Here is a 13,203-nt window from a genome sequence, read left to right as displayed (position 1 = left end):
TGAACGATGTCACCTCGCCCGGCCGCATCATTTACATTACCAGTTGAGTCGGTAAGTTCAATATACGAGGTCTGACATTCGGACACGACCTCAGCTGTAATTGACGTCTGAGAATGGCAACTCAATGCCGCCGGGGCTGATATGGTTGAGGCCGTGTCCGAATGTCACACCTGACGCCGATGTCGATAACGCATGCAAACTTCGGTTCCCGCCTTCGCGGGAACGACGAGCTAACGAATGCTTGTGATGTGATTAGCTAGCGCTACGCCCACCACTCATATGCAAATCGACCACCTTCATGATCTCGAGCGTGAGATCGAGGTCGAACTCGCCCGACGCCAATGCAGCGCCCAGCTGCTCGCGCGGCACGCCGACTGCGGCGGCCAAGGCGCCCAGTCCCGGCGCCTGCGACACCGCCTTCAAGGCGGCGCCAATGATGGCGCCATCGCCATCTTCGAAGGCATCGGCCAGGCAGTCCGCGATCGCGTCGAGCGAATCGAGGCTGGCGGGATCGATCGGGGAATTCTGTTCACTCATAAGGTTTGACTAGTGTGTCGGCGCGGGCTTGGCGCCATCCTTCGGTGGTGGCGGCGGAGGCGGCACGGTCATCGACTCGACCGGCTGCTCGTTCTTGCGCAGCACCTGCACGAAGATCTCGCCCTGCTTGATCATGCCCAGGTCGTAGCGCGCGCGCTCTTCCACGGCGCCGGTGCCATCCCTCAGGTCAACCACCTCCGAGGCCAGCTTGGCGTTCCTCGCGGTGAGTTGCTCGGTCTTGAGCCGCGTGGCCTCGACCTGGCCCTGCATGTCGGCCACGGACAGCCAGCCGCCCTTGCCGAGCCAGAGTGGGTACTGGATCAGCACGAGCAGGACGGCAAGGGCGATCGTGATCAGGCGCATGGCAAAAAGAGGATGCAATCTGGCCGGAGAACAGGAAGAGCAAGCGCCCTCCCCACCCGCCGGCCAGGTGGATTACTTCAGGTTGTAGAACGCGTCGCGGCCAGGATAGCTGGCGATGTCGCCCAGGTCTTCCTCGATGCGCAGCAGCTGGTTGTACTTGGCCATGCGGTCCGAACGCGACAGCGAGCCGGTCTTGATCTGCAGGGCGTTGGTGCCAACCGCGATGTCGGCGATGGTCGAGTCTTCGGTTTCGCCCGAGCGGTGCGAGATCACGGCGGTGTAGCCGGCGCGCTTGGCCATCTCGATGGCGGCGAAGGTCTCGGTCAGGGTGCCGATCTGGTTGATCTTGATGAGGATCGAGTTGGCGATGCCCTTCTGGATGCCCTCTTTGAGGATCTTGGTGTTGGTGACGAACAGGTCGTCGCCCACCAGCTGCACCTTCTTGCCCAGCGCGGCGGTCAGGGTGGCCCAGCCTTCCCAGTCGCCTTCGTGCATCGCGTCCTCGATCGAGATGATCGGGTACTTGTCGCACCAGGTGGCCAGCATGTTCGTGAAGTCGGCTGCCGACAGCGACAGGCCGCCTTCGCCCGCCAAAACGTACTTGCCGTCCTTGTAGAATTCTGAGGCCGCGCAATCCAGGCCCAGGGCGATGTCCTGGCCCGCCACGTAGCCGGCCTGCTCGATCGCCTGCATGATCAGCTTGATGGCTTCTTCATGGTTCGCGACCGATGGGGCGAAGCCGCCTTCGTCGCCGACGGCGGTGTTCAGGCCCTTCGAGTGCAGGATCTTCTTGAGGGTGTGGAACACCTCGGCGCCGTAGCGGATCGCTTCCTTGAACGAAGGCGCGCCGACCGGGATGATCATGAATTCCTGGATGTCCAGGTTGTTGTCGGCGTGCGCGCCGCCGTTGATGACGTTCATCATCGGCACCGGCATCTGCATCGCGCCCGAGCCGCCGAAGTAGCGGTACAGCGGCAGGCCGGCTTCTTCGGCCGCGGCCTTGGCGACGGCCATCGACACCGCCAGCATGGCGTTGGCGCCCAGGCGGCTCTTGTTTTCGGTGCCGTCGAGATCGATCAGGGTGCGGTCCAGGAAGGCTTGCTCATTGGCGTCCAGGCCCATGATCGCTTCGGAGATCTCGGTGTTGATATTCTCGCAGGCCTGCAGCACGCCCTTGCCGAAGTAACGCTTCGGGTCGCCGTCGCGCAGTTCGATCGCTTCGCGCGAACCGGTCGAGGCGCCCGACGGCACCGCGGCGCGGCCCATCACGCCCGATTCCAGCAGCACGTCGCATTCGACGGTCGGGTTACCGCGCGAGTCGAGGACTTCACGGCCGATAATATCAACGATAGCACTCATGTTTCTCAGTCTCCAGGAGGTGGGGAAATCGGGTGGGGCATCCTGCCGCAGGATGCTCCCAGGATGCGCTGTTACTTGAACTTGGTTTCCATGAAACCGGTCTTCTTGACGATGCGGTCGATCTCGACGAGCGTGGTCAGGAGTTCCTTCATATGGGCCAGCGGCACCGCATTCGGACCGTCCGACATCGCATTGGCCGGATCGGGGTGCGTCTCCATGAACAGGCCGGCGATGCCCGCCGCCACGGCGGCGCGCGACAACACTGGCACGTGCTCGCGCTGGCCGCCGGACGAGGTGCCCTGGCCGCCCGGCAGCTGCACCGAGTGGGTCGCATCGAACACCACCGGGCAATTCGATTCGCGCATGATGGCCAGGCCACGCATGTCCGACACCAGGTTGTTGTAGCCGAACGAGGCGCCGCGTTCGCAGGCCATGAAGTTATCTTCCGGCAGGCCCGCTTCAACCGCGGCGGCCCTGGCCTTGTCGATCACGTTCTTCATGTCGCCAGGCGCCAGGAACTGGCCCTTCTTGATGTTGACTGGTTTACCCGAACGCGCGCAGGCGTTGATGAAGTCGGTCTGGCGGCACAGGAAGGCCGGGGTCTGCAGCACGTCAACGATGCTCGCCACTTCGGGGATCATCTCTTCGTCGTGCACGTCGGTCAGGACCGGCACGCCGATTTCGCGGCGCACATCGGCAAGGATCTCCAGGCCCTTCTCGCGGCCAGGGCCGCGGAACGACTTGCCCGACGAGCGGTTGGCCTTGTCGAACGACGATTTATAGATGAACGGGATGCCCAGCGCCGAGGTGATCTCTTTCAGCGTGCCGGCGGTGTCCATCGCCATCTGACGCGATTCGATCACGCAGGTGCCGGCGATCAGAAAGATCGGGTGCTCGAGGCCGACGTCGAATCCAGCGAGTTTCATGCTGCATCTCCTTGCAAGGCCGGGGCCGCATTTGCTGCGCCGGCCGCGGTATTGGTGTTGGAAGCCTGGTGCGCCAGCGCCGCCTGGATGAACGACGTGAACAGCGGGTGGCCATTGCGTGGCGTCGACTTGAACTCGGGGTGGAACTGCACGCCCATATACCAGGGGTGCACGTCACGCGGCAGTTCCATGATCTCGCACAGGTCTTCATTCGGGGTGCGCGCCGACACCGTCAGGCCAGCAGCTTCGACCTTCGGCAGGTAGTAGTTGTTGCCTTCGTAGCGGTGGCGGTGACGCTCGGTCACGACGTTGCCGTAGATCTCGGCCGCCAGCGTGCCCGGATTGACGGCGCAGGTCTGGGCGCCCAGGCGCATGGTGCCGCCCAGGTTCGAGTTGGTGTCGCGCTTCTCGACCTTGCCGTCGTGGTTCTGCCACTCGGTGATCAGGGCGACGACCGGCTGGTCGGTTTCCGGATCGAACTCGGTCGAGTTCGCGTTCGGCAGGCCGGCCATATTGCGGGCGTACTCGATCAGCGCAACCTGCATGCCCAGGCAGATGCCGAGGTAAGGGATCTTGTTTTCGCGGGCGTAGCGCGCGGCCATGATCTTGCCTTCCACGCCGCGCTTGCCGAAGCCGCCCGGCACCAGGATGGCGTCGTACTTGGCCAGGTGCTCGCAGCCGCGGGTCTCGATTTCTTCCGAGTCCAGATATTCGATGTTGACCCGGCTCTCGGTGTGGATGCCGGCGTGGCGCAGCGCCTCGGTCAGCGATTTATACGATTCGATCAGGTCGACGTACTTGCCGACCATGCCGATGGTGATCTCGTGCTTCGGATTCTCGAGCGTGTGAATCAGCTTGGTCCACATCGACAGGTCGGCCTTCGGCGCTTCGAGGCCGAGGGCTTCGAGGATGATGTCGTCGAGGCCCTGGTCGCACAGCACTTGCGGCACCTTGTAGATGGTGTCCACGTCCCACACCGAGATCACGGCCTGCTCTTCGACGTTGGCGAACAGCGAGATCTTGGCGCGCTCGTCGTCCGGGATGCGGCGGTCGGCGCGGCACAGCAGCGCGTTCGGCGAGATGCCGATCTCGCGCAGCTTCTGCACGCTGTGCTGGGTCGGCTTGGTCTTGAGTTCGCCGGCCGAGGCGATGAACGGCACCAGGGTCAGGTGCACGAACGCGGCGCCCTTGCGGCCCGAGCGCAGCGACAGCTGACGCGCGGCTTCCAGGAACGGCAGCGACTCGATGTCGCCCACGGTGCCGCCGATCTCGACCAGCGCAACGTCGACGCCTTCGGCGCCGCGACGGATGTAGTCCTGGATCTCGTTGGTGATGTGCGGGATGACCTGCACGGTCTTGCCGAGATACTCGCCACGGCGTTCCTTGCGGATCACCGATTCATAGATCTGGCCGGTGGTGAAGTTGTTCACCTTCTTCATGCGGGTGCTGATGAAGCGCTCGTAGTGGCCGAGGTCCAGGTCGGTCTCGGCGCCGTCGTCGGTGACGAACACTTCGCCGTGCTGGGTAGGACTCATGGTGCCCGGATCGACGTTGATGTACGGGTCGAGCTTGAGCATGGTGACTTTGAGTCCGCGGCTCTCGAGGATCGCGGCGAGGGAGGCGGCCGCGATCCCTTTGCCCAGGGAAGACACGACGCCGCCAGTGACGAATACGAATTTGGTCATTGTGCTGATGGTGCCGAACGGCACGCGCGGGAAATTGAAATTATACCTTAATCCTGCAAATACTTCTTGATATCAAGCCGGCAACACCCGCCAACGGACTGTCGCCGCTCGATCACAAAACCACTATTCTGAGTGCATTTTCGTTTCGGTTGGGCAATAATTGTAACCGGCCGGAAGAGACAATAATTTACCGACAACACTCGTAAAGACAGTTCCAGTGCCAGAAGCACAACATAGTCGCAAGGATGCCGCCAATCCGGCGGGAAAACCCCTCTCAATCACATAAAACATGGGCAATTTCATCAAACTCAATATCGGTACGCGCCTGGCCGCCGGCTTCGCGCTGACGCTACTGATGACCGTCATTATCGCCACCGTCGGCGTCTGGCGCCTGAACCAGGTCGCCCATGAGACGTCGTCGATTCTGGCAGAACCGCTGGCGAAAGAGCGCATGATCGCCGAGTGGTATACGCAGATCTTCGCCGCCGTGCGCCGCACCGCCGCGATCGTCAAGAGCAGCGACCCGTCGCTGACCGACTACTTCAAGGAAGATGCCGCCGCCACCGGCAAGCTGTCGGCCGACCTGGTCAAGCAGATCGAACCGTTGATCAGCGGCGACGATGAAACCGCCCTGTTCAAGTCGGTGATGGAGCACCGGACCGCCTACAGCAAGGCGCGCGATGGCGCGGTCAAGGCCAAGGCAGAAGGCAACGTCGACCTGGCGGAACAGATCCTGACCCAGCAATTCACCCCCGCCGCCAAGGCCTACCAGGAACGCGTCAAGGAACTGGTCGACCTGCAGCACAAGCGCATCGCCGCCAGCGCCGAGCTGATCGCCAATACCGCCAGCCGTGGCAACTTCGTGATCGGCTCGCTGGCCGCCGGCGCCCTGCTGCTGGGCGGCGTGTTCGCCTGGCTGCTGACCCGCTCGATCACCCGTCCGCTGCGCCAGGCCGTGCACGCCGCCGAGCAGGTGGCGGCCGGTGACCTGACGGTGGAAATCGACAGCAAAGCCACTGACGAAACCGGCGCCCTGCTGCGCGCACTGGGCCATATGAACACGTCCCTGTCGAAGATCGTCGACGAAGTGCGCAGCGGCACCCAAACCATCAGCGGCGCCTCGAGCGAAATCGCGGCCGGTAGTTTCGACCTGTCCAGCCGCACCGAACAGCAGGCCGCGGCGCTGGAAGAAACCGCCGCCTCGATGGAAGAACTGACCGGCACCGTGCGCCAGAACGCGGACAACGCGCGCCAGGCCAACCAGCTGGCGATCGCCGCCTCGAGCGTCGCCACCCAGGCCGGCCAGGCGGTCGACCAGGTGGTTGCCACCATGGGCTCGATCAACGATTCGTCGCGCAAGATCGTCGACATCATCTCGGTCATCGACGGCATCGCCTTCCAGACCAATATCCTGGCGCTGAACGCGGCCGTCGAAGCGGCGCGCGCCGGCGAACAGGGCCGCGGCTTCGCGGTCGTGGCATCGGAAGTGCGCACGCTGGCGCAGCGCTCGGCCGCCGCCGCCAAGGAAATCAAGCAGCTGATCGGCGACTCGGTCGAGAAGGTCGACACCGGCACCAAGCTGGTCGACCACACCGGCGCGACGATGCGCGAAGTGGTCGACTCGATCCAGCGCGTGACCGACATCATGGGAGAAATCTCGTCGGCCAGCCAGGAACAGATCACCGGCATCGACCAGGTCAACCAGGCCATGGGCCAGATGGATAACGCGACCCAGCAGAACGCCGCGCTGGTCGAGGAAGCCACCGCCGCCACCGCGGCAATGCAGGATCAGGCGCAGCGCCTGGCGCAGGTGGTCGACGTGTTCAAGCTCGATCCGCGCCATGTGACGCCGGCGGCGCCGGTGACCCCGGTGAAGCGTCCGCCGGCACGGCCGGCGTTGGCCAGGCCGGCGGCGAAAGCTGCGGCCAAGCCGGCGCCAAAGGCCAAGCCTGCAGCTACCAAGGCAGCCGGCAAGCCGGCCGCGCCAGCCAAGGTCAATGAAGCGGAATGGGAAGAATTCTAAGCTTCTCGCGCCTGAACGAAAGCCGCCGTCGCCGCCCTGGCCACGGCGGCTTTTTCATTGGTTCACTCGAGTACGAGTTTGCCCCGGGCTAACCCGCCCTGCCCCTCGCCATCACGCAGCGACCGGAACACCGCACGGTCCCGCGAAAGAGGTTGCCCTGCCGGTACAGGCGTGAAGTCTCCGTTCGCGCGCGAATGCCGCGCGTAATACACCAGGCGTCCGTTCGCCAGGAACGCGATCGACATGTCGCCGTCGTCCTGGGACTCGAAAGGAACCTGGCGTTCACAATATTCTTCCTGGATGCCCAGCGTCGTGCACACGTCCCGTCGCGCCGTGTACGGGTCGAACAGATAGACCTGGTCCCACGCGAATGACGTGGCCTCGGCAAGGCGGATGGTCTCCGACTTGCGCTCGGCGACGAGCTTTCCGATCGCCTTGCTCACCCTGGCGTCGTCACTGCAGCCGGCGGCCATGATCGACACCGCGCCAAGCGTCAAGGCGGACAAGGTAATAGCGGAAAATCGTTTCATCGTGGCTCGCTGCAGATATCAATTCGGTATTTGACATGTAGTCTACTCGACGGCATACTTGATGTAGATGTTAGCGCTCACATAATTAGACAAGATCTGGAGACAAGCATGTTCAAGCGCGGGCCCGAGACACCTGCAGCGAACGCCCCCCTCGGCTGGCGCGAAAAGCTCAGCTATGGCGTGGCCGATATGGGCTTCAATTTTTATTGGGCCAATATCGCGACCTTCCTGCTGATTTTCTATACCGATACGTTCGGCATCTCGGCGGCCCAGGCGGCCACCTTGCTCGCCTCGATCAAGCTGATCAACGCTTTCACCGACCCGCTGATCGGCGCCGTCGCCGACCGCACCAGCACCCGCTTCGGCAAGTTCCGTCCCTACCTGGTCTGGATGTCGATCCCGCTCGGCGCCGCCGCGGTACTCACCTACACCACGCCCGACCTCGACGCCGACGGCAAGCTGATGTGGGCCTACGCCAGCTACCTGGCGATGATGGTGTTCTACACCTGCGTCAACATCCCGTACAACGCGCTGTCCGGCGTGATGTCGGCCGACCCGCAGGAACGCTCGACCATCAACGGCCTGCGCTTCATCTTCGCCTTCGCCGGCTCCACCCTGGTAACGGCCGCCACGCCGGCCATGGTGCAATGGTTCGGCGCCGGCAACGACGAACGCGGCTGGCAGCTGACCATGGTCGCCTGGAGCATCGCCGCCGCACTGATGTTCCTGATCACCTTCGCCAACACGCGCGAGCGGATCGCCCCCCCGCCCGGCCAGAAAAGCGACGTGCTGCGCGACATCCGCGACCTGGCCGCCAACCGTCCCTGGGTCGTGCTGTTCGTGCTGGCCCTGGTGATCATGGTGACCATCACCCTGCGCACCACCACCTCGGCCTATTACTTCAAGTACGTGGTCGAACGCCCCGAGCTGATGGCCAGCTTCGTGCCGACCTATATGATCTTCGCCGCCATCGGCGCGGCCTGCACGCCGCTCATGACCCGCTACATCGACAAGAAGCTGCTCATGATCGTCCTGATGAGCGCGACCGCCGTGTTGTCGGCCGCCTTCTTCCTGATCCCCGGCGACCGCATCGACCTGATGTTCGCGCTGCAGGCGGCCACTGGCTTCGTGCTCGGCCCCAAGTCGCCGCTGGCGTTCTCGATGTACGCCGACACCGCCGACTACAACGAATGGACCACCGGCCGCCGCGCCACCGCCATGACTTTCGCCGCCGCCACCTTCTCGCAAAAGCTCGGCACCGCGGTCGCGGTGAGCGTGATCGGCGCCGTCTTCACCGCCCTTGGCTATGTGCCGAATGCGGCGCAGACCACCGGCTCGCAAGCCGGCATCGTGTGGCTGATGTCCTTCGTGCCGGCCTCCTTTGCCCTGCTGGCGGTGCTGGTCATGTGCTTCTATAACCTCGACAGCAAACTACTGGCGCGCATCCAGGCCGACCTGGCGGCACGCAAGGCGGCGCCATGAACACACAGGAGATTCCATCCATGCTGCACCCTCAAGACGACCGCTACGTGCTCACCAGCCCCACCGCGATGCCGCAGGCCGGCGGCTTCCTGTGGAACCGCAGGATGATGATCCAGTCGACCTGCCGCGGCTATGCCACCGCCCAGTTCATGCAGCCGGAACCGAGCAAGTATTCGCATGCGCCGAACATTCAGGCCAAGTCCTTCATGCAGCCGGAGCAGCACTACTACGCCCACCACCCGGGCCGCTTCTTCTACGTGAAGGACGAAGACACAGGCGAATTGTTCTCGGCGCCCTATGAGCCGGTGCGCGGCGCCGTCGACCGTTTCGAATTCTCGGTCGGCCGCCACGACCTGCGCTGGACGGTGGAGAAATTCGGCATCCGCATCCAACTCGTGCTCGGCCTGCCGGTGGACGACGTCGCCGAGCTGTGGTCGATGGAAGTGACGAACCTGTCGGATCGCCCGCGCCGCATCAGCGTCTATCCGTATTTCACGATCGGCTATATGTCGTGGATGAACCAGTCGGCCGAGTACCGGCACGACCTGGGCGGCATCGTCGCTTCCAGCGTCACGCCCTACCAGAAGCTGGAAGACTATTTCAAGAACCGCCTGTTCAAGGACCGCACGGTGCTGCTGTGCGAGCAGGCGCCGGATGCCTGGGAGGTTGGACAGATCGCCTTCGAAGGCGAAGGCGGCCTGCATGCGCCGTCCGCGATCGCGAGCGAACGCCTGGGCTGCGGCGACGCGCGCTACGAGACGCCGGCCGCCGTGGTCCAGTACCGGCTGGCGCTGGCGCCGAGCCAAGCGGCCACGCGCCGGTTCCTGTTCGGCCCCGCCTTCGACGATGCCGAGATCGCATCCCTGCGCGAAAAATACCTGAGCGAACAAGGCTTCGCCGCCGCGGCGCGCGACTACGCGGCCTATATCGCAGAAGGCGAAGGCGTGCTCCGGATCGCGACCCCGGACCGTGAGCTCGACAACTTCGTCAACACCTGGCTCGCGCGCCAAGTCTACTACCACGGCGACGTCAACCGCCTCTCCACCGATCCGCAGACCCGCAACTACCTGCAGGACAATATGGGCATGGCCTTCGTCAAGCCGGCGGTGGCGCGCGCCGCCTTCCTGCATGCGCTCTCCCAGCAGGAAGCCAATGGCGCGATGCCCGACGGGATCCTGCTGTTCGAAGGCGCCGAGCTGAAATACATCAACCAGATCCCGCACACCGACCACTGCGTGTGGCTGCCGGTATGCCTGCGCGCCTACCTCGACGAGACGGGCGACGACGCCATCCTCGACGCGCCGGTCGCCACCCACGATGGCGACGTGAAAACCGCGTTCGAGCGCATCTCGCTGGCGATGGACTGGCTGCTGCAGCGTCGCGACGCGCGCGGCCTGTCCTATATCGAGCAGGGCGACTGGTGCGACCCGATGAATATGGTCGGCTACAAGGGCCGTGGCGTCTCGGGCTGGCTGACGGTAGCGGCGGCTTACGCGCTGAACCTATGGGCCGACGTGTGCGCGGCGCGCGGCGACGCCGCTTCGCTGGCGCGCTACCGCGCTGGCGCCGATGCGATGAACGACGCGGCAAAAACCCATCTGTGGGACGGCGCCTGGTTCGCACGCGGCATCACCGACGACGACGTCAAGTTCGGCATCGCCAGCGATACCGAAGGCCGCATCTACCTCAACCCGCAAAGCTGGGCCTTCCTGTCGGGCGCCGCCAGCGCTGAGCAGCGCGCATTGATGCTCGGTGCGATCGACGAGCAGTTGCGCACGCCCTACGGCGTGCAGATGTTCGCGCCGCCCTATAGCGGCATGCGCGAGGATGTCGGCCGCGTCACGCAGAAGCATCCCGGCTCGGCCGAGAACGGCGCCGTGTACAACCACGCCTCGGTGTTCTACATCTACAGCCTGTACACGATCGGCGAAGCGGATCGCGCCTTCGACGCGCTGCGCAAGATGATCCCCGGCCCTGGCCTGGACGACTACCTGCAGCGCGGCCAGCTGCCTGTGTTCATCCCCAATTACTACCGCGGCGCCTACAAGGAATATCCGCGCACCGCCGGGCGCTCGAGCCAGCTGTTCAACACCGGCACCGTGGCCTGGGTCTACCGCTGCCTGATCGAGGGCCTGTGCGGCCTGAAGGGCGACCTGCAAGGCCTGACGGTGGCGCCGCAACTGCCGTCGGGCTGGGACGGCATGACGGTAACGCGGCGCTTCCGCGGCGCGACCTTCGAGGTCGACATCAGGCGTGGCGCGGTCGACCGCATCGAGGTGATATGCGACGGCGCCGCCCTGCCTGCAGCCCGCATCGACAGGATCGAAGCGGGCCGCACGTACCGGCTCGAGGTAAGCGTGCCGTAGCTTACTGCATCGTGTGCGCCTGCTGCTGCGTATCCACCGCGAACCCGCGCTGCGCGTCCCAGTAGGTGAACCAGTAGCGCACCACGTCCCCTATCTTGAGCCCGCCCGCCGTGTAGGTGTTGTTGGCGCCGCTCTGCTGCATCCGCACGTTCTGCTGCGGCCCGTTGTTGACGGTGTAATGCACGTCGGCCCAGCCGCCGGTGGTGGTGCGGAACTGCAGCATCGTCGACGAGGTCTGGCTGACCGAGGTCGGGCCGCTCGGCTCAGGCTGCGGCGTGGTGCCGCCGCCGCCCGACTCCCACACGATGTCGTCGATCGCGAACTGGAAGCTCGATGATGGCAGCGCGCCGTCGATGCTCGAGATCATGAAGATATCGTGGAGCGACTGCGCCGCAACCAGGGGCCCGAGCAGCGTCGAGACGGGAATCGAGGCCTGGCCCCACTGGCCGTTGCGGGTCAGGCCATGGGTGGTGGTATTGGCCGGGAAGTTCACCCAGTTCTGGTTCGTGTAGGTGTCGCCGATGCCGATCCGGAAGCCCACATTGGCCGGGATCCGGATGCGGAACTTCACGGTGCCGTTGGCGCGGTAGTTACTCAGGTTGCGCGCCTGGCGCGCCTGGATGCCACCGCCGAACCACTGCCCCGGCGTGGTGTAATTCCAGGCGATCACGTTGCTGCCCTCGAACGGGGCGGTGTTGCCGGCGCCGGTGGAGGCGGCGTTCCACAGGAAGATATCGGAGCTCGTCCCCGCCACCAGCTTGTTGTTGACCGCCGTGGTGTCGGTAAACACGCCGAACTTGCCGGCCACTTCCGGCACGGTCTGGTCGCCCAGCTTCACCTGGCCCTTGCCGTCCATCTGGTAGACGCGCACGTAGTCGACGTACATGGTGCCGGGCAGCGGCGCCGTGACCTGGCCAGGGTTGGCGGCGTCGGTGAAGTTGCCGCCCACGGCCATGTTCAGGAGCAGGTAGAACGGCGCCTGCAATGCCGCTGAATTGACCGGCAGCGGCGCGTTGTACATATTGTGCTCGACGCCGTTGTCGACCGTGGTGAAGCGCATCTGGCTCTCGTCCCAATAGAAGCGGTAGGTGACGAAGCGGTTCGCGAGCGAGTTCTGGGGCACGTACCAGTTCTTGGTCTGCCACGCGGTCGAGGCGGCGCAGCTCTCGTTGCCCGGCACGCAGGCGGCCTGCTGCCAGGTGATCACGTTCGAGCCGACGAAGTGGTTCGACGACGGCGCCCCGCCCTCGGCGCGGCCGGACGCCTTGTGGCCCATCTCCATGATGTCGATCTCGCCGTTGCGCGGCCAGGTCTGCGGACTGACGCCCAGCAGCCACGCGGCCGGCCACAAGCCGGTGCCGAGGTTCGGCGTGGCCAGCCTCACTTCGATCATCCCGTACTGCACCTGCACCTTGTTCCTGGTGTCGAGCCGGGCCGAGGTGAAGACATTGCCGCCGATCGTCTGGCTGCGCGCCTGGATCGCCAGCGCGCGCGTGCCCGATTCGAAGGGCACATTGACGATGCTGGCGTTGTTGGGGCTGTAGTACTGCAGCTCGGCGTTGCCGTAGCCGCACAGGCCGATCTGGCAGCCGTTACCGTCCTGCAGGTTCCACACGCCGGTGTTCACGCTATTGCCATTGAACTCCTCCGACCACAGCAGCTGGCCGATGACCGGATTGGTGACGCTGGCCGCGGCCTGCGCCCCACAGGCCAGCAGGATGCCGGCGGCAAGCGCATGGAAAGGTTTCCATCTCGAGCGATGATTCTGGTTCTGGTTATTCACGTCGACTCCTCTTATCTCACTACAAGAAAATGCAGCCGTACCGGGTGGCCGTGCCGCGGCTTGCCAACTTGCTCGTTGGTCTCGAATGCGGTCGTTGCGGATGTGTGTGGAATACGCGATTGGAAACCTTTCCAAACAGGAAAGGAAAA

The 13,203-nt window shown here is 64.4% G+C and carries 10 protein-coding genes; 3 read left to right on the top strand and 7 right to left on the bottom strand.

Annotated elements, in window-relative coordinates; translation table 11 throughout:
- Positions 1-252: 252 nt before the first annotated feature.
- From SOM61_RS25810 to SOM61_RS25790, 5 genes are all read right to left on the bottom strand, one after another.
- Entirely contained in the window at positions 253-537 is a 285-nt protein-coding gene (locus tag SOM61_RS25810; protein WP_320476720.1) for a helix-turn-helix domain-containing protein, read from the bottom strand.
- Positions 538-546: 9 nt separating this feature from the next.
- Positions 547-900: a cell division protein FtsB gene (gene ftsB, locus SOM61_RS25805; RefSeq protein ID WP_147936882.1), complete on the bottom strand. Its 354-nt coding sequence runs from the start codon at positions 898-900 to the stop codon at positions 547-549.
- A gap of 72 nt (positions 901-972) precedes the next feature.
- Positions 973-2,259: a phosphopyruvate hydratase gene (gene eno / locus SOM61_RS25800; protein ID WP_147936883.1), complete on the bottom strand. Its 1,287-nt coding sequence runs from the start codon at positions 2,257-2,259 to the stop codon at positions 973-975.
- A gap of 71 nt (positions 2,260-2,330) precedes the next feature.
- Positions 2,331-3,185, bottom strand: coding sequence for a 3-deoxy-8-phosphooctulonate synthase (kdsA, locus tag SOM61_RS25795; RefSeq protein ID WP_320476719.1), 855 nt, complete (start codon positions 3,183-3,185; stop codon positions 2,331-2,333).
- Positions 3,182-4,870: a CTP synthase gene (locus SOM61_RS25790; protein ID WP_123068336.1), complete on the bottom strand. Its 1,689-nt coding sequence runs from the start codon at positions 4,868-4,870 to the stop codon at positions 3,182-3,184. Before SOM61_RS25790 ends, kdsA begins: the two co-directional genes overlap by 4 nt.
- 289 nt (positions 4,871-5,159) lie before the next feature.
- On the opposite strand from SOM61_RS25790, the gene SOM61_RS25785 reads away from it, so the two are divergent.
- The gene (locus tag SOM61_RS25785) at positions 5,160-6,893 is read left to right on the top strand and encodes a methyl-accepting chemotaxis protein (RefSeq protein WP_320476718.1); all 1,734 of its coding nucleotides are present in this window, start codon (positions 5,160-5,162) and stop codon (positions 6,891-6,893) included.
- Between the two features lie 62 nt (positions 6,894-6,955).
- Here the strand turns inward: SOM61_RS25785 and SOM61_RS25780 are convergent, their stop codons facing one another.
- Positions 6,956-7,423 (bottom strand): hypothetical protein, encoded by a 468-nt coding sequence (locus SOM61_RS25780; RefSeq protein ID WP_320476717.1) that lies wholly within the window; start codon positions 7,421-7,423, stop codon positions 6,956-6,958.
- 108 nt (positions 7,424-7,531) lie between these two features.
- On the opposite strand from SOM61_RS25780, the gene SOM61_RS25775 reads away from it, so the two are divergent.
- Both SOM61_RS25775 and SOM61_RS25770 read left to right on the top strand, forming a co-directional pair.
- Positions 7,532-8,905: an MFS transporter gene (locus SOM61_RS25775; protein ID WP_320476716.1), complete on the top strand. Its 1,374-nt coding sequence runs from the start codon at positions 7,532-7,534 to the stop codon at positions 8,903-8,905.
- A 20-nt stretch (positions 8,906-8,925) separates the two neighbouring features.
- The gene (locus SOM61_RS25770; RefSeq protein ID WP_320476715.1) at positions 8,926-11,271 is read left to right on the top strand and encodes a GH36-type glycosyl hydrolase domain-containing protein; all 2,346 of its coding nucleotides are present in this window, start codon (positions 8,926-8,928) and stop codon (positions 11,269-11,271) included.
- Between the two features lies 1 nt (position 11,272).
- Here the strand turns inward: SOM61_RS25770 and SOM61_RS25765 are convergent, their stop codons facing one another.
- On the bottom strand, positions 11,273-13,054 hold the full coding sequence (locus SOM61_RS25765) for a glycoside hydrolase family 16 protein (protein WP_320476714.1): 1,782 nt from the start codon (positions 13,052-13,054) through the stop codon (positions 11,273-11,275).
- Positions 13,055-13,203 lie beyond the last annotated feature (149 nt).

This window comes from Massilia sp. CFBP9012, assembly GCF_034045115.1.
Taxonomy (GTDB): domain Bacteria; phylum Pseudomonadota; class Gammaproteobacteria; order Burkholderiales; family Burkholderiaceae_D; genus Telluria.
This window is presented reverse-complemented; position numbering and strand designations above follow the sequence as displayed.